Consider the following 21,094-nt stretch of genomic DNA (forward strand, 5'->3'; position numbering starts at 1 on the left):
TTTATTTTAAGCGGGCATTTAGCCCGCTTTTTCTGATAGTTTTTTGAGTGATAAACATGTCTTATACTACATTTAGCCGAAACCATAATAACCAAATGCTAGAGCCAATGTTTTTTGGCCAAACTGTTAACGTATCTCGTTATGACCAACAAAAATACCCAATTTTTGAAAAGTTAATCGAAAAGCAACTATCTTTCTTTTGGCGTCCTGAAGAAGTAGATGTAAGCAAAGACCGTTTAGACTTTCAAGCATTACCAGATCACGAAAAGCATATATTTTTAAGTAACTTAAAATATCAAACTTTGCTTGATAGCGTACAAGGTCGTTCACCTAACGTTGCCCTACTTCCTATTGTATCGTTACCAGAGCTTGAAACATGGATAGAAACGTGGGCATTTAGTGAAACGATTCACAGCCGCTCGTACACGCATATTATTCGTAATGTTACGCAAGCCCCTGAACTTATTTTTGATGACATAGTTAGCAACGATAAAATCAGCGAACGTGCCGATGCTGTAACCACATACTACGATGACTTAATTAATTCAGTGTCGCTTTACAACCTTTACGGTGAAGGCAAACACGAAATTAACGGCAAAACAGTGATCGTTAATTTGTTCGAACTTAAAAAGAAACTTTACCTTGCCATGATGTCGGTAAATATTCTTGAAGCCATTCGTTTTTATGTAAGCTTTGCGTGTTCGTTTGCGTTTGCTGAGCGTGAATTAATGGAAGGTAACGCTAAAATCATTAAGCTTATTGCGCGTGATGAAGCACTTCACCTTTCGGGTACTCAGCATATTTTAAATATTATGCAAGACGGTAAAGACGACCCAGAAATGGCAATTGTTGCAGCTCAGTGCCGCGACGAAGCGATTAAAATGTTTGTAGAAGCCGCAGAGCAAGAAAAAGAATGGGCAGAGTACCTATTTAAAGATGGTTCTATGATTGGTCTAAACAAGCATATTTTATGTCAGTACGTTGAGTACATTACTAACGCACGTATGACCGCTATTGGCTTACCAGCACAGTTTGAAAATAACAGTAACCCTATTCCATGGATTAATTCATGGTTAGTGTCTGATAACGTGCAAGTAGCACCACAAGAAGCTGAAATTAGCTCATACCTTGTTGGTCAAATCGACTCGCAAGTAGATGCCTCTGAATTTGGTGACTTTGATTTATAATGAGTGACAAGTCTGCTGCAAGCATAACGCTTGCAGAAAACAGCCAGTGTATAGAATTTACCACTGGCTGCCCTTCTGTTTTACAGTGCTTAGAATCCATGAAAATAGACGTTGCATTCCAATGCCGCGAAGGTTACTGCGGCGCCTGTAGAGCAACGTTAGTTTCAGGTAACGTCGAGTATAACGAAGAGCCACTGGCGTTTGTGCGCGAAGGCGAAATACTCCTGTGCTGCTGCAAGCCTAATGGTGACATAAGCATAAATTTAAAATAATTTATGAACAAAATAAAAAGCCGATAATAAATTATCGGCTTTGTTATTTATAAATCAACGACCCAGGGAGATTGTTGTTTTATCATATTATTTTTCTTTTAAGTAAACGGTTTTCTTTTCTAGATATTGCTCTAAACCAAACTTACCGTCTTCACCGCCAAAACCACTTTGTTTCCAGCCATTATGAAAACCTTGATGCTGCTCACCCATACCACGGTTAATATAAACTTCACCCACTTCTAATTCGTTAATGGCTTTATTAATATCTGAAAAGTTTTGCGTAAATATATAAGCGCTTAAGCCATAAATACTGTCGTTACAGTACTGTATTGCTTGATCCATATCTTTAACTTTTACAATAGGGAGTACTGGGCCAAAAGTTTCTTCGTGTACTGCAATGTTATCTTGCTTAACGTCTACAAGTAACGTTGGTTCGTACCAACAACCACCTTCGAAACCCTCAACAGACGCAACTTTACCACCAGTGGCAATGCTTGCACCTTGCTTAATACTTTGTTGAACAATGTGATCAATGTTGTCTATTTCACGTTGATTACATTTAGGCCCCATTTGTGTATCTGGGTTCATAGGATCCCCAACACGAAGTGCTTTTACTGCTGGTATAAATTTAGCCATAAATGCATCGTACACAGACTCTTGAACATATAAACGCTCAACACAGGTACATACTTGCCCGCAGTTAGCAAAGCGACCCCAAAGCGCACCTTCAACAGCCTCATCAAGGTCGGCATCTGCCATAACAACCATCGGGGCTTTACCGCCAAGTTCAAGCATTACAGGCGTCATGTATTCTGCGCTAGTTTTATAAATTTGCTTACCTGCCGCAGTAGAGCCTGTCATGGTGATCATTTTAGTAATTGGGCTTTCACACAATGCTTGGCCAACAACAGAACCTGATCCATTAATAACGTTTAGCACGCCAGCAGGAATCCCCGCTTCGTTTGCTAAACGACCCAGCTCGGTGGTTGCTAAAGGTGTTTCTTGGGTAGGTTTTAATACAATAGAGTTACCTGTAATCAACGCAGGTCCAATTTTACGACCAGCCAATGCCAGCGGAAAATTCCACGCAGTAATACCAACAACTACGCCACGCGGCACTTTATGAATGTATATTTTTTCATCTTCGTTATCTGAAGGTAAAATATCGCCTTCAATAGTAAGTGCATGGTCGCATGCATAGTCAATAAAAGTCGCTGTTACGTCGACTTCCATTTGTGCAACTGATAGCAATTTACCTTGCTCTGCAACAAGCATTGGTGCAAGAATATCTTTATTTTCACGAATTTTATTAGCAAACACGCGCAATATATTTTGACGTGTGCGAGCTGTCAATTTAGCCCACTTTTTCTGGCCTACATTCGCTGACTCAAGTGCATACTGCGCATCTTCTATACAGCCTTTTGGTATTTCACCAATTTTTTTACCCGTAGAGGGGCTTAGTATTTCAATGATGCCGCTCGCTTTAGACGCAACATATTCACCGTTTATAAAATTTACATTATTATGGAAGTTCATTGAACTATCTCCCCATCCATCCGCCATCAACCAATAAAATAGCGCCGTTTACATAACTAGCAGCCTCAGAAGCCAAGAACACTGCGGGCCCTTTAAAGTCTTCAGGATTTCCCCATCGACCTTGTGGAATGCGCGCTAAGATGGCTGCATTACGCTCTTTGTCATTGCGTAATGCTTCAGTGTTATCGGTATCAATGTAACCTGGCGCAATGGCATTTACATTAATGCCTTTACCTGCCCATTCGTTAGAAAGCGCCATAACCAATTGCCCAATAGCACCTTTACTAGCTGCGTAACCTGGTACTGTAATACCACCTTGAAAGGTAAGCAAAGAAGCTGTAAAAATAACTTTACCCTCGCCATGTTCTATCATTTGTTTGCCTATTTCGCGGCTTAAAATAAATTGAGCATTTAAGTTAACTTCAATCACTTTATCCCATAAATCATCTCCATGCTCAGCCGCAGGAGCACGTAGGATTGTACCTGCATTATTGACTAAAATATCAATTTTAGGAAAATCGCTTTTAACATCATTAATAAAAGAATAAAGCGCATCACGATCACCAAAGTCACATTGATAGGCTTTAAAGTTTCGGCCAAGAGCTTTAACTTCTTTTTCTACTTCTGAGCCTTCAAGCTCTAAGCTTGCAGACACACCAATAATATCAGCGCCAGCCTGTGCTAAACCTAGTGCAATACCTTTACCAATACCGCGCTTACAACCTGTAACAAGGGCTACTTTGCCTTCTAAGCTAAATTTTTCTAACATATTATTCATTTTAATACCTTTATAATTTTTATTATTGTGGATTACATTCAACAAGCGCTTTCATGCCTTCTGGATTTCCATCCATACTCGAAAATGCACTACCAATATCAGTTAACGAACTAACCGAACTAATAAAAGGTTTAAGATCTATTTGGCCCGATGAAATTAACTCTATTGCCCAATCAAAATCTGCCGCTTCGTATACGCGCGCACCTAATAACTCCAACTCTTTCCAAAAGAATTGAAATAAATCGATTTCAGGTTTAACACTGTGAATAGCCACCATGACTATACGACCCCGACGCCCTGATATTTCGGTCATAGCCTCTATTGCGGGTTTTACGCCTGATACTTCAAATACAACATCTGCACCTTTTGTTTGCGTCCAGCTATCTACATAGGCAGCTAAATCTTCTTCAATGGGATTAACCGATTTAACACCTAGCTCATTGGCAAAAGCACGGCGGCTTTCGTTAGGCTCAGACACGAGCACTTCTGCACCAACACTTTTAGCAACCGCAGCAACTAATTGCCCAATTGGCCCGCCACCAAGTACAACCACTTTCTCACCCGCTTGTAAGCGCGAGCGTCGTACATCATGGCACGCAACCGATAACGGCTCTATTAATGCGCCTTGTTTTAAATCAACGCCTGCTGGTAATTTATGCAAAGTACGCGCTTTAACTGTCCAGCTTGACTGAAAAGCACCTGGCGTATCTATTCCCATAAACTTTAAGTTTTGACAAATATGCGTATGCCCTGCATTACACGTAGGACAATCGCCACACCAATCTAATGGACGTACTACCACGTTTTCGCCTACAGCAAAGCCTTCAACGCCTTCACCTATTTCTGCAACAACACCTGATATTTCATGGCCAATTGTTTGCGGAATAGACACTCGTTGATCCATTACGCCGTGGTATATGTGCATATCTGTACCGCAAATACCAACGTATCCAACACTCAATCTAATCTCACCCGCTTTAGGTTTAATAGATGTGCCTTCAACAATGTTAAATGACTTGTTACCTATATATTGTGCAGCTTGCATATTTTTATACCTTCAAGAATGTTTAATTAAATAGTAACCAAGTAAAGCATCATTAAAACAATGCCGATACGAGGAATATCAAAGTGAACTATCATACCTTGATATGGTTTATTGTTAACAATCTACACCTAGGTATGTTGTTTGTAAAGCCACTATCAAAATTTAATATAACTTTAGAGCGCAAAAGCCAATACGTTAAAAAGCATTAAGAATAGTTATTAAAATTTACTTGTATGTTTTAATATCAACATATATTGTCAACAATTAACACAGTGTAAAGAGGGACAATAATGATTAAAAACAAAAAATCTGCGCTTAGCGTAGTGATTATCAGCGCTCTAAACTTAGCGGGATGCAGTCAAAACATACAAACACACACGCCCAGTAGTAAAACAAATAACAACGTAGTCTTTTCTGACGTATCTGAACAAGCAGGTTTAATAACACAAAAAAACTGGAAGTATGGCGGCCCTACCATTGCCGATATAAACAGTGATGGTCATTATGATCTGCTGCTAACAAATCACGACACCACCCCTATTCGTTTATTTATGGCAAATGGAGATGGCACATACACACTACAAAACGATATTTTTCCACGAGCAGATCTACACGGTATGTCGGCCGGTGATTACGACAACGATGGCGATCTCGATGTACTTATTGCACTAGGCGGTGGAAATGGCACCACACCTCAACCCCAGCGACTACTTAAGAACAATAATGGTAAATTTGAAGATAAAACTGTTGAAGCTGGCTTATCTAAAATGGGGGCTCGCGGGCGCTCTGTGCGCTGGGTTGATGTAGATGCCGATGGTGATCTTGATTTTATACAAGTAAACGCCGAAAAATTAATTCACGAAAACTCACCACGCAATATCATTTTTGAAAATCTCGGTAATGGAAAGTTTACTTATCACCCATCAGCTACTTTTGAAAATATAAAAGCCGAGCGTGTATTATTAACCGATTACAATAACGATGACATACTCGATATTTTTGCTTTTGATGGATACAACGATTTAACTATTTATCAAGGTAATAACGACTTTACCTTTGCCAATGTTACTAAAGATCTATTAGGTGCAAATAGTGAAGCCTACAAAGGCACGCTCGCAGTTGCACAAGCTGATATAGATAACGACGGCGATATGGACTACTACCTTGCTCGCGGAAAGCTAAGCTACGCTATCGCTAATAACAGTCTATCGTTTAATAAAGGCAGCAAACGGCTAGACCTGCGTGATGAAGGTAATAAAAGCCACGATGGCATAACACTCATTACCGACAACACAAACTCAGGAAGTCTTATACTAAGTGACTTTTATCACTTCCCGCGTGCCAAGCTATTAAGCCAAATGGATGTATACATAGGTGAGAAAAAAGAACTAATAAATACACCTAGTAAAAACACCACCATTAGCCAGAAAAAAGCGCAAGGGTTTCCAACTAAGCTTGATAAAACCGGCTGGTACATTGGGTATTTAGGGAATAATAAATGGCGAGTGGAATGGGTACTTACCGACAACCTTGCATGGGATGTACGCGCATCATTCAAAAATGTAAAAAACTATCAAAGCGATTGGCAACCACAAAATCTCGCCCTTCCTGATGTATTACTACGTAACGATAATGGTAAGCTGGTTGATATTTCATCTAAATTAGATGCATTAACAAACAGTAATAACTGGGGAGTTGTACCCGGCGATTTTAATAACGACACAAAAATAGACTTTATGGTCTATCGCTTTGGCGAACTAAAAGAGCGAGTTGCTGATGTTTTACTCATTAACCAAGGTGATTACAAATTTAAAGCAACAATCACTCACAACGCTGATACCGAACGTGGCTTAGACTCACACGGCGATATGGGAGCCGCATTTGACTTTAACCTAGATGGAAAACTCGACCTACTAAGCGGAGATGAAGATAACGGCCAATGGCATTTATATAAAAATACCACTGAGTTAAGTCACGCCCACTTCACCCTTATTAGAGTTGGATACTCAAAAAGTGGGGTTGATCCGTATGGTGCAAAAGTACAAATTAAAACAGCAACTGCGAACCAATATCAAGTTATTGGCTCACAAAGTGCTACTCACTCGCAAAGCTTACTTAATATTGTGCATTTTGGATTAGCACAAGCTGATACGCTTTCATCAGTTGTAATTACATGGCGAGATGGCAGCCAAAAAACGCTCACTAATGTTAAGGTAGACTCACTAATAAAAGTGGGAGAATTTAAGTAAGTCCTGTTTAATATGTACTAGCTCAGGCTTGATCTGACAGTTACCCATTTTTCTAATGATGACTGTTAGTTTAGATTTGAGCTAAATTATTTTCTGCCCAAACCGTTTTTCCATCCAGTGATGTTTTAAGTGGTGTTCGACCGCAACATACTTTCCCTTGATGAGTCCGATCATTGTTGTAGTAATCCATCCATTCGTCCAGATCTTTTTATAGTTCTTCCTTAAGCGTATAGCTAACAATTGAACGAACACCACTACCTGAAAAAAACACGCCTAATTTACGAAGCTCATTGCTGCTTCTATGATGGCCGTGAGCAGGATAGTCAACTGCATATTTAATGACGGCTTGCTCTGTTTCTTCGTCAACGCGATTCTTTATATTTAGTGTACGGTGGTTCTTTTCGATTAACGCATCAATCCCCCCTCATTAACGAGTTCTTGATAACGATAAAATGTATCTCGTGATACGCCCATGACTTTACAGGCTCTTGATACATTGCCTAGTTCTTCAGCAAGGTTAAGTAAACCGGCTTTGTGTTTTATGGTTGGGTTGTTAGTGTGCAACATGAGAGTTACCTTTTTGTTTGTTTTGATTTAAAGATTCGACACCTTTATCAAAACGGGTAACTCTCACTTTTTCAAGTTGAATTGTCAGATATTGTCTGAACTAATACATATAAGTTAACTTAATATATTTTTGCCTTTATTCTCTTGTTGATGAATAGTTACTGGCCATCCTGGATACTGATTACTTGCTTTACCATCGGCTATATCTATTAAAAACTTATATGCTTCCATTGTGTATGTCAGCTTTTCAGAATCAAATGTAATAAAGCCAAAACCACTCCCTTTCTCATGTGCCTTTACATAACGATTACTGGATTTACCAACCTGTGGATTTCCTACCGCATAGACATAAATCTTATTACCGAAAGTGTCATTATATTCGCCAGTTTCGCCAAGGCCGTGTGCTGGCCGGTTTTGGTAAGGCATGCTCATCGAATCAGGTTTCCACCATCTTGGCCAACCGGCAGAAATAGCTGGCGTACAAAAAGCCCAATTGCTATCTCTTTGCTGGTTTACGCCATATTGCGATAAAGAACCTAAATGGGTATCTCCACAAATATGTAACGCCATAGAGTCACGCATTGCGTCAATTGCACGGTTACGTGCAGATGCAGGCCAACCACTCGAATCAAAATCATATTTCAAGAAGCGATCAGGTAGGGGCTGATGAGTAGAAATAGCAGCAAACACCGTTTGACTTAATACCGCTTTTAATTTATGCCCACGCCAATCATTACCCCACTTTATAAGAAAGTTCTCTTGGCGGTTTCCTAACAGGTCTAAGCCGGGGGGATTGAATATAGGATTATAAAAAAGTGGGTCTTCATCTTGTCCCGTTTCGCCAACCGCAACATTAATACGCTCTGGGCCACTTTTCCATTGTCTGTCGGCAAGAATCGCAAAACCGACACCGCCATATAGCATAGTGCCATAATACGAGCTAATACCATTAGTTGGCGTTGGATCATAAGGATCTGGATTATGGTTGAGAGTGGTTTTATGTATCATATTTATCACGCGTGCAGAATCAATATAACCACCTAATGCACTTGCTGAAGGGTCTTTGGAAATGTTTTCCATCCTTGCACCACCTTCCCCCCACAAATTACCTTGGAGTACATCATGATCATCGGGCAAACAAATTGTCGGTTGATTACGCATTACCTCTTTGAAAGCCAAGCCAAACTGATAGAATTTGCGTAAGTAATTTAAAATCGCTAAATTATCTGGAGTACGAATTACACCAAATCCGCCATGACTTTCATAAATTTGATCACCAGAAAAGAACACCAAATCGGGGTTTAGTTTTTCGACATTTTGAGCAACAGGTTGGTACGGAAAACCATAATCATTTTGACACGTGAGCGCGGCCATTCGTAATTTTTCACTCGCTGGGTTCGCTTTTATAATCCCTGAATATATATCTGGGGTTTGTGTACCATCTGTGTGTTTTTCACGGTATACAACCCGAAAAGGCGTATCGCGTGTTTCATCCCAATTAGCAATACGAAAGGTCGCCAACCAGCCATCATGGTCTATGACTTGCGAATCAATAGCGAGCCACTGATCATCACGCTGTATTTGTAGTTCTATTTGCTGATTATCTTGTTCACCTATAGGCCCTGTGTAAGCACTCAACTTCATCACAAAGCCTTCATCACTCAATGTATCGTTTAACGAATACATAGTCCAAAGTATCGGACCAAACGCTTGTTCATCTATTACTGAAAATGCTTCACCTTGCATGGTCCAATTACTAAATTTATATCGTGCGCCCAACTTGTCTTCAGGTGCATTTTCATATGTGACGGATGGAATCGAAAAGTTACTCACCAACGCCACATTGCCTAATAATTCAGTGGCTGCAGCCAAATGAGTGAGAGTACCTATCACTTTTCCTGACGACGTTAAACTAACCGTTAACTCTAAAGCCATGGCACCTGATTGAGGTGTTCCAGTCAGCGTTAAAGTAACAGCTTGATCCTCTATCGGAATCGATATAGGCACGGTGTTATTGCCTAACACTAAATCGTTGTTTTTAATACCAAGGTCATAACCCTGCTGTACAAAACAATTACTACGGTATTCATTTAATTCACTTTTAGCACCAAGACGAATACCCGCGCCACCATCGTTGCTGTTTTGCTCTAAGCGAGACACTTGCACCGACATTGTAAAAGATTGGTCAAGATGCGCTATTTGGTGAGTGAGTGAATGAACACTACGATTACCACCTCTACTTCTACATTCAGCAGCACCATTAACTACGCGCCAATCCTCCATTGGATTAGCCCAATATTGTTTTCCAAGCCATACTCTATCATACGTTTTATACCAATTATCATGATGAGATTTAGTACCGCGGGTAGTTGTTGAAGCCACTGTCCCAAAACTGCTAGTGCAACCAGAAATTCCTGTAGCAGCAACACCAGCAGCAAGCATTTTGAGGACTGAACGACGAGATATGTTTTTGTTCATAGTTTTAATCTCACAAATCAAATATTGTTAACAGTAAACAAACTATATTTGATTTTTTACTAAAGATCAGCATTTTTTTTTTCTAAAAACGGTTACAAATTGATAAAAGTTAATTGCAAGTATTATCAGAGATGTTTACCTAGACACTAAATATTTTAGCTAGCTTGTTATAAAAAGGTATTATTGCAGATAGTTTTCTTAACCCGCCCTATATAAAGCTTTGTTTAGATAACCGATTAGAGCTTCCCACTATGAGAAAACTACAGTAACAATTTCTAAAATGAGATAGATTCTCCACTTTCAGTTAATAAATTTTTTGGGCTTGTTTATAAGTCATATCGCCTTTTTCTACAGCGTCGACAACTTGCAATTTAAAGCCTAATGAATAATCTCGTGTGTTCTTTTAATCGGTGTGTTCTTTTAATCGGTGTATTATTTGACTTGGTCATAATAAGTCCTAAATGTGTAAACACATTTCAGGACGAGACAAGTAACAAAAGCCAAAAAGCCCGCAGAAATGCTGCGGGCTTTTTATTAGATTAAAAATTTAGAAATTAATACGGGTATTAAGTCTCAATGTCCGGCCTGTTTTATATGCGTAAACAGTACGTGATTTAGTTGCATCGCCTTCAAGCGGGCTGCCTTCAGAAAACGTTTGGCCACCAGCATTTAAGAAACGACTGGTAAAGTATTGTCTTACGCCTTCGTCGGTTACATTGGCAACTTGTAGTGATACCGTCATGTAGTTATTTACTTTATAACTTGCAGAAAAGTCGAGCGTTTTACGTCCCTCTTCCCACAGCGATCCGTTTTCCCATGAGCGTTGTACTAGCTGATCGGTTGTCCCTTGGTAAGATAGACGTAATTGATGACCATCTTTTTCCCAAAAACCCGTTACGTTGTAGCTATGCTCTGGCGTATAGGCAACCGCCAATGAAGGAATTTTTACATTATTATCAATCGATGATACTTCTTGATCGTACTTACTGTCTTGATATGTATAGTTAGCCTGCAAGCCAAGGCCGGACCAAATACCCGGTAAGTTATCGTAGGTTTGCATGTATTGAAGCTCTAACCCTTTAATACTTGCCCCTTTACCATTTTTAATTCGGGTGGTGTTAAATTTGGCACACATTTGCTCTAAGTCGCCCGAATACATCCACTCTTTTTGATAATCCTGGCCACCTTGAAAACGCTTAGGCATACATTTTTCTAAGCTATCTTGGCCTGCAATAAGTACTAAATCGTCTGGGTTATAAGATTCGCCCTCTTCGAGTCCCACTCCACGTAGGTCATCCATGTAGGTAACAATCGTTTCAGACTCTTCAAAGTTTGTCATGTCTTTATAAAATAATGATGCTGCTAATAATCCCGAATCGTTGAAATACCATTCATATGATAAATCAAGGTTTATTGATTCAAGTGGATCGAGTTTAGGATTGGTAAGCGTAATTGAGTTGTTACGGTTTTCACCGCCCCATTGTGTTTCTCTTACTTTAAAACCAGGGCGAAGCGAGTCAATTTGCGGGCGTGCCATTGTTTTAGATGCTGCAAAACGAATAATGGTGTCTTCACTTTGCAAGTAGTTAATATTGATACTGGGTAAAAACAAATCGTAGTCGTGCTCACCAGTTACTGCAAACGAGCGTAAGCTTCTGTCTTCTGTTGGTAATAAGTTTCCATTTGCATCAAATTTACGCTCGCCATATATCCAGTTTTTTTCGGTTGATACATCAGAATGGCGCCATAACCACCACTCAGATTCATTTGGATTACCACGTACAGCGTTAGGATCATGACACGCGCCTTGAGCAGGAATAGCCACATCGTCTGATTTATCAATAGTGCCTTTTGTGTCGTAGCCTAGACCATCGGTTCTCGACCAGCGTATTTCTTCGTTGTAATCTGCACCATAAAATTGCGTTGCAGCACACAGTGGTAAGCTAGTATCACGCAACTCTGCTAATTTAAATGGGTCCATTAAACGAGCATTATTTGAAGGGTCAAATGCAAACTGTACACCCGATGCACCTTGCACTTCTACAGTCGTTTTTACATAACGCACACCCACATCACCTGTAACACGTCCATCTGCTAATTCAAAATTTAGCTTGGTGTAAAATGCTAAGTTATCTAGCTCTGTATTGCGAGTGTTTGAATCGTCTGTGGCAAAAGCAACTTCTGGACTCCCTAAAGCTACTTCAAATGCTTTAAAAGCCGAAAATCGATTCCACCCATCGGTTACATTGTCGCGGCCATAACCTAAATCAGCCATAAAATCGTCAACAGGAAACCCTTCACCGTTGGTTATTAAATCACCAGAAATATCTCTTAAACCGCTACCAAGTACTGCAGGTTGGCCTGTTGCAGGGTTTATAACTACAACCCCCTCGCCTACACTATTAAAGGCACCTTGCTGAGCATCTACATATTTTGTACGTTTTGACCATTTTGCACCAAATTCAATTGAGCGTACATAGCTTGTGTCAAGCACGTAATCAAAATCGACAAAGAGCGATTTTTGTTCATCTTCGACTTCGTTGAGGGTTCTGCCCATGTACGATAAATGCTGCGCTTTTAGCTCATCCGGATTAAATCCCGTGGTGCTGTAGTTATCCCATAGATTTGTTGGGTCACCAAAAGTGTCGTTTTCGCCGTAATCAATTAAGCCGGTGCCTGTAACTAATTTACACGGACCGCCTGCTGTACAGTCATAACCAACAGGCTCCATATCCTCTGGTGGCACATTTACTAAGCTCCATGCACTAATATTGGCAAAATTTTGCAGTGCAACGTACACTGAGTTTTCTGGTATTTGCTGCGTTTTAGAGTACCCAACGCCAGCTTCCATCGAAAATGAGTCACTAAAACCGTGATTCATATCAAGTGAGTAAACTTGGTTTTTATTTTCAAATTCACCTTCTGACTGCACTAAACCACCGTTACCAAAGCGGTTGATAAATTTAGTAAATGTATTCGTTTTTAAATCAATGGTACGCCAGCTAGCTTCAGGATCAGTAAATTTAGCTGTCACGCCAGAAAGGCCTGGGTCTTCACCTTCAACTAAGTTTTTAGTTTCCATTGAGCGCGTATTAATACCATGCATTGAGTTATTAACATCTTGTTTTGCAAGGTTTGCGTTAAAGTTAAACTCTGTGTTTTCACTTGCTCGCCACTGCAAACCTAAGTTAATACTGGTGCGGTCATTTTGACTATCAAAAAGCTGATAATTAACTAAACGAGGTGTAATACCTACCGCATTTTCAACAACGTTGCCATTTGTATCTGTTGCTAAAGGCGACTGAACTGCTGTCCACTCTGTAGCAGAGTATTGGTCTTTTCGGTATTCGTTAGTCTCTTTAACTGCAGTAAAAACCACGCCAAAGGTATCGTCAAAAAGCTTTTTCGACATCGTACCCGATATTTTATAATTTTCTTTATCAGATAAATCGTTGTACCTACCTTCTAAAGTCATAGTGGAAATTTCATAATTTAAATCAAGCGGCTTTGTAGTCGAAAGATTGATATTTGCGCCTAGCGAACCCTCTTCATGATCTGCACTCGGTGTTTTTACCACTTCAATTTTAGATAAAATATCGGATGAATACTGCGATAAGTCTACGCCTTGGCTAAAACCTGTAGAACCTAATTGCACACCATTCATGCTAATATTGTTTTGTTGTGAGTTAGCACCACGCACAGATATTCGTGCACCTTCACCATCAACGGATTGTACTGATACACCAGTTACACGCGAAAGCGCATCAGCAATATTTTGATCGGTAGACTTACCTATATCTTCCGCGTTAATCGAATCAACAACGTTTTCAGCAAAACGCTTATCATTAATAGATTTTTTAAGACTGGCGGCTAACCCGCTGACTTCAATTATTTCAATATCGGCTTCTACTTTCGGTTTTTCTTGTGTGCTTTCGTCTTGCTTGGCGTAAACCAATTGTGTTGCAAGTACTGCAGCTGTAATCGCGCTCAACTTGAACGCTTTGTTGATGATTGTCATGTGTGTTCCCTTTCTAAGGTATTATTATGTTGTCAGGTTAATCTTTTGTAAACAATAATATAATAACCAAACAATTGTCAACTGTATTTTGTTAACAATATTTATTTGATTATAAAAAACCAACTTAATGCGTAAGCATTAAATTGCTCTTAAGTAACAGTGTTAAAGTAAATATTTACACAGAGTTTATCGTCAATAGTTCTAGCCTAATCAAAATTCTTTTATATACGGCCAACCAGTAAACTGCTTTTCTGTTGATGGATCTGTATTCCACTCCCAGCACTCTAATTGATAATATTTTTTTGCATGGTTTATTTTAATAATTCCATAACCTTCACTTTTTAAGTTTCTGTCAGCTAAAAACTTACCCCACGTTGTATTTTGTTTAGCAAAAAGTTTATGCGTAACTTTTGGGTTAGCTGCCGCTAGAACTCGCATTTTATTGCCAAACGTGTCGGTAAAATCACCGGTGTTTTTGTCGTTGTTTCGCTGATTTGGTAAAGGTGCGTAGGGTTCAAACCATCGCTGCCAAAATGCTGCGCTAGCTGGGCCTGCAAAAAACAAGCTGCCATCATCAAAGGTATTTATTCCTTGGTAGGCAAGCAACCCGAGGTGTTGATCTCCCGCAATTACTAATGCGTTAGCGTCACTTACTAGTTTTACTGCGCGTGTACGCCCATCAGCCGGGTAGCCATTTGCATCGTAATCTATTAATGCTTTGCCATTTTCATCGGTTTGAGGCGACCCCCACATGGAAGCTGTAATACATATTTTAGGTTTACCCGGGTGCATAGTTTGCCAGTCTTTTAAAAAGGCTTCTTGGCGTTTACCTAATAACTCACCCGTTGTGGCAAGCTTATTAGCTTTGTAGTCAGGTGGCGTTTTAAATTTACGATCCTCAACCATCGCAAAACTAATACCGCCATATTCAAATGCAGCATAACTAACCGGAATATCATATTTTATCGGTGTGGGATCGTAAGGGTCCGGATTATGCCCATTTTGCATACGGTAGATCATTCTAACAAGGTCTTTGTCCCACTTATAACCGCCGTCTTCCTCTTTTAGCATATCGGAGTGATCGCCACCATCGCCCCACAAGTTACCTTGCAGCACATCATGGTCATCAACTAAAACAAGTGTAGGCTTATCTTTTATACTATCGGCAAACGCCCAGTACCATAAGTACCATTTATATAAGGTATCTAGTTTGGCATCTTTGGTGTGGCGACCATAGCGAGTCGGGTATGTTTCGTAGTACTGATCGCCACAAAAGACATACATATCAGGGTTATGGTAATTAGCATTTTCTACAAGTTCAGTGTGAGGAAATAAAATATTGTCTTTGGTGTAACGTCCTAAATCGCGCTCGCTACTAATAAGGCGTGTGTAATGTGTGTTGTCTAAGCTTTTAGAAGTAGGAATAATACAAGAGTACAATGCAATCGTGAATTCTTTAGTATTTTGTGGGTCCTTAGCAATAGTGCCAAAGTATAAAGTGTCTTCAGGCTTTTGTGGGTTAACAATTCTGTATTGAGCTTGTTTTAAATAGTTCCAATTACTTAACCTAAACCTTGCTACAAACCCATCTTCAATTTTTGCTGTGCCTGCATGCTGCCAATCCAATTGGTTTTCAAACTTATATTGCAGCTCTACGCGTGAAAATTCTTTAATATTAATAGGCATTAACTGACAAGATAACTTGAGGACCTGTTTATTAACGCTATACATACACCCCATAACCGGGCCTAAGGTATTGGCATTATTTAGAGTTATTTTACCGCCACCGGTTTCAATATCACTAAACCCCCAACGTGCGCCTGCTACAAAAGGCTCTGAGGAGCTTAATAACGAAATCCCCCCTTGCAGTTGATCTGCGGGTACTTTGTGAAGTACTGCAAATCCTAACTCCTGGGCTGTATTTGTGTTACTTGCCACAAGACGAATATCAAAATGGTGTGCATCTATTGGGTCTAAATGGCAATCGAGTGTTATTTTATCGCCGCTTTTATATTGTTGTATATTAAATGGAGCACGATTAATAATAGTAAAATCAAGCGCTTTGCTTTCATCATCAAACTGTCTAAATGATAATTTACCTAAACTGTCAAAGGCGGCAATTATTCCGCCATTTTCGCCACCAGCTCGCTGTGCTAAAGCAGCACCTTTAGCTGATAGCTCACCTTTGCCAATTCCTAATAAAAATCCACAAAAGCCCTCTTCATTCGGTGTTAAATTGCGTACGGTGGCTTTTATACGCCCACTTTGTAATGAGCCATTAAGTTGCCTGGTGAGTAACGATACAGTACGCGCTTCAAAATCTTTTCCTTCTCGGGTACATAAAAGCTCATTACCTATACGCTGCCAATCTTGTAGTCTGTTGCCCCAAAAATGCTTACCAAGCCACACCTGCTTACTAAAATTCGTATTATCTAATGGCGCAGTTGAGGTTAAGTCACCTCGGTATGATGCAAATAATCCGCTGCAACCACTTAACAGGCTTGAACTTAGTAGACCAGCGCTGAGTTTTAAAAAACTTCTCCGTTTCATTTTAATCACCTTTATTATTGTGTGTGGATTAGGGCGCCTTGTGTAGACAGTGCTTTACATAAGGAAGTTATACATTTGGATAGCCATTAGGGTTATTACTTTGCCAGCGCCATGTGTCTTTCATCATGTCTGCGAGGGTATATTGACATTGCCAGCCTAAAACAGACTGGGCTTTAGATGAATCGGCCCAAAAGGCAGCTAAGTCGCCATCTCGGCGCTTTACAATGTCAAAGTTAATATCAACTCCGGTATACTCAATAAATGCTTTTACTATGCCAAGCACAGAATAAGGAGTACCAGTGCCTAGGTTAAATGCTTCATATAGACTGTGGTGTTGCTCGCCAAGCCATTTAAGGGCTTTAATATGACCATTGGCTAAATCACTAACGTGTATATAGTCACGCTCACATGTACCGTCTTCAGTAGGGTAATCGCCTCCAAAAATAGCTAATTTGTCACGTTTACCTACAGCAACTTGAGCAATAAAGGGCATTAAATTGTTAGGAATACCTAATGGGTCTTCTCCTATTTGGCCGCTAATATCTGCGCCAATAGGATTAAAGTAGCGCAGGCTAGCTACTTGCAAACCGGTATTTGAGGCGACTATTTCTTGTAGTATTTGCTCAATCATTACCTTTGTTTGCCCATACGGGCTTGCTGCACGCCCTAGAGGTAAACTTTCGGTATAAGGCACCGATGCGCCTTGTCCATAAACTGTAGCTGATGAGCTAAACACGAGTTTATCAACATTATATTTAAGCATGCATTGGCATAAATTTAAGGTAGACACCAAGTTGGTATAATAATACTCAAGTGGTTTTTCTATGGATTCGCCTACCGCTTTTAAACCTGCAAAGTGAATAACCGAATCAAATTTATGCTCGCTAAACGTGGCAGACAACTTATCGTTATCAAGTAAACTGGCGTGAATAAATTCAACTTTTCGCTTTGATAACGCTTCTACGCGAGTTAGCGATTCACGACTCGAGTTACTTAAATCGTCTATTACTACTACGTCAAAACCATCTTTTAATAAGCTTAAAACAGTGTGGCTGCCAATATATCCCGCGCCTCCTGTTACCAGTACTTTTTTCATTAGATTGTCCTTATGCTCTTATAAGTGATACACCAGCTGAAGGTACGCTTGTGTAAATCGTTTCTTTTAATCCTGTTTGTTGCTCGTACTGCGTTTCAATAGCACTAATTACATTCTCTACCAAAAAATTAGGAACAAACGCCACTACACAACCACCAAAGCCACCGCCCGTCATTCTTACGCCGCCGTGTTCATTAATTACTTTTGCGATAATATTCACAAGAGTGTCGATTTGGGAGGTGGTTATTTCGAACAAATCACGCATAGAGGCATGGCTTTGTGCCATTAGTGTACTTAGTTTGGTTATATCGTTATTACTAAAGGCTTGCATGGCTTCTAATGTGCGCGCATTTTCATACACAATGTGCTCTACACGCTTGGCTACTTCAACGCTTAATGTATGTTTTTTTGCCTCAAACTCATCAATACTTACATCGCGCAAGCTCGGTTTAGACAAAGCTTCTGCCCCTGCATAACATTGCTCTCGGCGTAAGTTATATTCGCTATCAAGCAAGCCTCGTTTAACGTTTGAGTTAACCATTAAAATAGTCATCTTTGGGTCAATGCTCACTTCAATTAAATCAAGTGAGCGGCAATCTATACCCAATGCTTGTCCTTGCTGACCACACGCCGATATAAGCTGATCCATAATTCCACAGTTGCAGCCCACAAAATTGTTTTCAGCGGCTTGTGCAATTTGAGCTATGTCTTTTCGCTCAATAAACAATTCACATAAATGATTAAATGCATAAGCAATACCTACCTCAAGTGCAGCCGATGAACTAAGACCAGCTCCTTGCGGGACATTACCTGTGATGCATATATCGCAGCCACTGAGTTTATGATTTCGTTTTTGCAGTTCATCAACTACGCCGCGAACATAATTACTCCACGTTTGCGTACTGTGGCTATTAAGCGGTTTATTTACTAAAAAGTTGTCAGTTTGGTTATCGCAATCAAGTGCAAGTACATTTACTACATCGTCTGTTCGAGGGGACACAGCAATGTAAGTAGCGTATTCAATGGCACAAGGCAGTACAAAACCGTCATTGTAATCGGTGTGCTCACCAATTAAATTAACACGCCCTGGGGCTTTGACAACAAAGTCGGCATCGCGTCCAAAGTGGTTTGAAAAAGCTAACCGTGCGCTTTGTTCAACATTCATTTAGTGTTCTCTTTATAATGCGTTAGTGATTGTTTCTTCAAAATAGTGGCAGCTTGCTCGGGTGTAATATCACGCTGTGCTTCGGCCATCATTTCGTATCCAACCATAAATTTTTTAACACTGGCTGATCGTAGTAATGGCGGTAAAAACTGCGCATGTAATTGCCAAAATAAGTGGCTTTGACCATCATAAGGCGCGCCATGCCAGCCCATAGAGTATGGAAATGAACACTGAAATAAGTTATCGTAACGAGTTGTTATATTTTTAATAATTTCAGCTAGACTACTTTGTTGAACGTCTGTCAGCTGTATCATTTGAGTAATCGCAAACCGAGGCAATAGCAGTGTTTCAAATGGCCATGCAGCCCAATAAGGCACAACCACCAGCCAATCATCGTTTACACAAACCACGCGTTCTTGCTTTTCAATTTCACGTTTTGCGTAATCAAGCAGTAAATTACTTTTATACTTTTCGTAATATCGTTTGAGGTTTTCGTGTTTACGCGCAACCAAACTAGGTAATTTATTTTGTGCCCAAATTTGACCATGTGGATGTGGGTTAGAGCACCCCATTACAGCGCCTTTATTTTCAAATACCTGAACCCATTTGTAAGTTTTTGATAACTCTACGCATTGCTCTTGCCATGTGCTTACTACATTTGTAACTTGCGAAACACTAAGCTCTGGTAGTGTTTTTGCATGATTAGGCGAAAAACAAATAACACGCGCAGTGCCACGCTCTGTATGCATACTAAATAGGGGATCGGTTTGCTCCACATCAGGCACACCTTCACGCAAGGCGGCAAAGTCATTAGTAAACACAAAGGTGTTTTTGTAATCTGGATTTACTTCACCGTTAATACGCGTATTGCCTTTACATAAAAAGCAGCTTTCGTCGTATTCTGGTTTAACCTCAATATCTACACTTTCTTCTTGACCTTGCCATGGGCGTTTAGCCCGGTGTGGCGACACCAACACATATTCATTTAATAATGGGTTTAAACGCCGGTGTGGATGCTCTGTCGGGTCAAATTGATTTTGTTGCTCACTCATTCTTTACTTTCCCTAGTTACTGTTTTGAAAGGTACCGGCGTCGAGCACTTGCTTACGAGGAGTAAAACGACAAATATAGTTCCAGTTCCAACTGGCATCGTATTTATGGCACAATCCCCAGCTAATTCCAGGTGCTGGATTTTGCTCAAACCCTTGCGCTGGTCGATATAAGCCTATCGCTTCTGGACCGCCTTTTATATGCGCCATAATTTCAAAATTAATACCGTCCTGAGCAAATTGAATGGTGTTTTTTTCAGGGCCATCGGTTGTTAGCAAACTAGCAATACCCCCTTTATAATTCCAAACAACGACCTCATGACCGCTATTTGAAATAGGGTTATAAGGCGATTTAACATAAGGACCTAATACATCATCAGCAATAGCAACACCGTGTTTTATTTCACGACCACCAAAGTTCATTCCTTCACCTTGGGTTTCGCCTTTGTAGTACAAGTAAAATTTATTATTAAAAAATACTAAACATGGGTCGTGTACTTTATGACTATCAAAACTACCTTTAGCTGTTACGGCAAAACGACTGTCTTCATCACCAAGCCATTTACCATCTTTGCTTGGGCTTACAATCGGTTTTGGTGATTTTATCCACGGCCCAAATGCAGATTCAGAGTGAGCTATTGCAATATGTTCGTACTGACGATTTGTATAAGGTGTTTGTACTGTTTGATAAACCAAATAATAATGACCTTGGTGTTCAAACACTTCAGGCGTAAAAATTGCTCTGTCGTCGTAATCACCTGGTTTACCTGGGCTTACAGCTAAGCCTTGTTCTTGCCATGTAATACTGTCTTTTGAGGTCGCATGCCAAACTTGCGTTAAATCCCATGGAAATACTTTGTCATTCGGATTAGTAGAGTTAAAACCAACCGTTTCCCCCTCACCTTTGGTGTACCAACAATGGTAAACACCATCAATGTATAAAACAGATGAAGGATCGCGACGTATAACCCCTTCTTCATAGGCAAAATCACCCAGCAACGGTTCTATATCAAATTCTGTAAGCCACTGCGGGCCATATTTATCGTAGCCACGCTCTATTGCACGCTTACTTGCTAAACTTAATTTTTTATCAGACATGTTAAT

13 protein-coding genes and 1 pseudogene are annotated in these 21,094 nt (G+C 40.1%); 3 read left to right on the forward strand and 11 right to left on the reverse strand.

Going from position 1 to position 21,094, the window contains the following annotated elements:
- The first annotated feature begins 56 nt into the window (after positions 1-56).
- Both nrdB and yfaE read left to right on the forward strand, forming a co-directional pair.
- The gene (gene nrdB, locus I6F45_RS14930) at positions 57-1,187 is read left to right on the forward strand and encodes a class Ia ribonucleoside-diphosphate reductase subunit beta (RefSeq protein ID WP_165727486.1); all 1,131 of its coding nucleotides are present in this window, start codon (positions 57-59) and stop codon (positions 1,185-1,187) included.
- The gene (gene yfaE, locus I6F45_RS14935; protein WP_197160958.1) at positions 1,187-1,459 is read left to right on the forward strand and encodes a class I ribonucleotide reductase maintenance protein YfaE; all 273 of its coding nucleotides are present in this window, start codon (positions 1,187-1,189) and stop codon (positions 1,457-1,459) included. Before nrdB ends, yfaE begins: the two co-directional genes overlap by 1 nt.
- A gap of 87 nt (positions 1,460-1,546) precedes the next feature.
- Here the strand turns inward: yfaE and aldA are convergent, their stop codons facing one another.
- From aldA to I6F45_RS14950, 3 genes are read right to left on the reverse strand one after another with little or no spacing between them, the layout of a single operon-like run.
- Complete coding sequence (gene aldA, locus I6F45_RS14940) at positions 1,547-2,995, reverse strand: aldehyde dehydrogenase (protein ID WP_165727484.1); 1,449 nt, start codon at positions 2,993-2,995, stop codon at positions 1,547-1,549.
- A gap of 4 nt (positions 2,996-2,999) precedes the next feature.
- On the reverse strand, positions 3,000-3,764 hold the full coding sequence (locus tag I6F45_RS14945) for a 2,5-didehydro-3-deoxy-L-galactonate 5-reductase (RefSeq protein ID WP_033016439.1): 765 nt from the start codon (positions 3,762-3,764) through the stop codon (positions 3,000-3,002).
- A 31-nt stretch (positions 3,765-3,795) separates the two neighbouring features.
- A complete protein-coding gene (locus I6F45_RS14950; protein WP_165727483.1) occupies positions 3,796-4,818 on the reverse strand; it encodes a zinc-dependent alcohol dehydrogenase in 1,023 nt (340 codons plus the stop codon).
- Between the two features lie 290 nt (positions 4,819-5,108).
- On the opposite strand from I6F45_RS14950, the gene I6F45_RS14955 reads away from it, so the two are divergent.
- On the forward strand, positions 5,109-7,067 hold the full coding sequence (locus tag I6F45_RS14955; protein ID WP_165727482.1) for a CRTAC1 family protein: 1,959 nt from the start codon (positions 5,109-5,111) through the stop codon (positions 7,065-7,067).
- Positions 7,068-7,137: 70 nt separating this feature from the next.
- Here the strand turns inward: I6F45_RS14955 and I6F45_RS14960 are convergent.
- From I6F45_RS14960 to I6F45_RS14995, 8 genes and pseudogenes are all read right to left on the reverse strand, one after another.
- Positions 7,138-7,634: pseudogene (locus I6F45_RS14960) on the reverse strand (helix-turn-helix domain-containing protein).
- Between the two features lie 114 nt (positions 7,635-7,748).
- A complete protein-coding gene (locus I6F45_RS14965) occupies positions 7,749-10,112 on the reverse strand; it encodes an alkaline phosphatase D family protein (protein WP_165727481.1) in 2,364 nt (787 codons plus the stop codon).
- A 547-nt stretch (positions 10,113-10,659) separates the two neighbouring features.
- The gene (locus tag I6F45_RS14970; protein ID WP_165741745.1) at positions 10,660-14,130 is read right to left on the reverse strand and encodes a TonB-dependent receptor; all 3,471 of its coding nucleotides are present in this window, start codon (positions 14,128-14,130) and stop codon (positions 10,660-10,662) included.
- Between the two features lie 210 nt (positions 14,131-14,340).
- Complete coding sequence (locus I6F45_RS14975; RefSeq protein WP_165727479.1) at positions 14,341-16,680, reverse strand: alkaline phosphatase D family protein; 2,340 nt, start codon at positions 16,678-16,680, stop codon at positions 14,341-14,343.
- A gap of 67 nt (positions 16,681-16,747) precedes the next feature.
- The gene (gene galE / locus I6F45_RS14980) at positions 16,748-17,776 is read right to left on the reverse strand and encodes a UDP-glucose 4-epimerase GalE (RefSeq protein ID WP_165740990.1); all 1,029 of its coding nucleotides are present in this window, start codon (positions 17,774-17,776) and stop codon (positions 16,748-16,750) included.
- Positions 17,777-17,786: 10 nt separating this feature from the next.
- Positions 17,787-18,941: a galactokinase gene (gene galK, locus I6F45_RS14985; protein ID WP_165727477.1), complete on the reverse strand. Its 1,155-nt coding sequence runs from the start codon at positions 18,939-18,941 to the stop codon at positions 17,787-17,789.
- Entirely contained in the window at positions 18,938-19,993 is a 1,056-nt protein-coding gene (locus I6F45_RS14990; RefSeq protein ID WP_166419029.1) for a UDP-glucose--hexose-1-phosphate uridylyltransferase, read from the reverse strand. Before I6F45_RS14990 ends, galK begins: the two co-directional genes overlap by 4 nt.
- 12 nt (positions 19,994-20,005) lie before the next feature.
- Positions 20,006-21,088 (reverse strand): glycoside hydrolase family 117 protein, encoded by a 1,083-nt coding sequence (locus I6F45_RS14995; protein WP_165727475.1) that lies wholly within the window; start codon positions 21,086-21,088, stop codon positions 20,006-20,008.
- Positions 21,089-21,094: the final 6 nt, after the last annotated feature.

Origin of the sequence: Pseudoalteromonas sp. SWYJZ19 (assembly GCF_015864375.1) — a bacterium.
Classification (GTDB): Bacteria; Pseudomonadota; Gammaproteobacteria; order Enterobacterales; family Alteromonadaceae; genus Pseudoalteromonas; species Pseudoalteromonas arctica.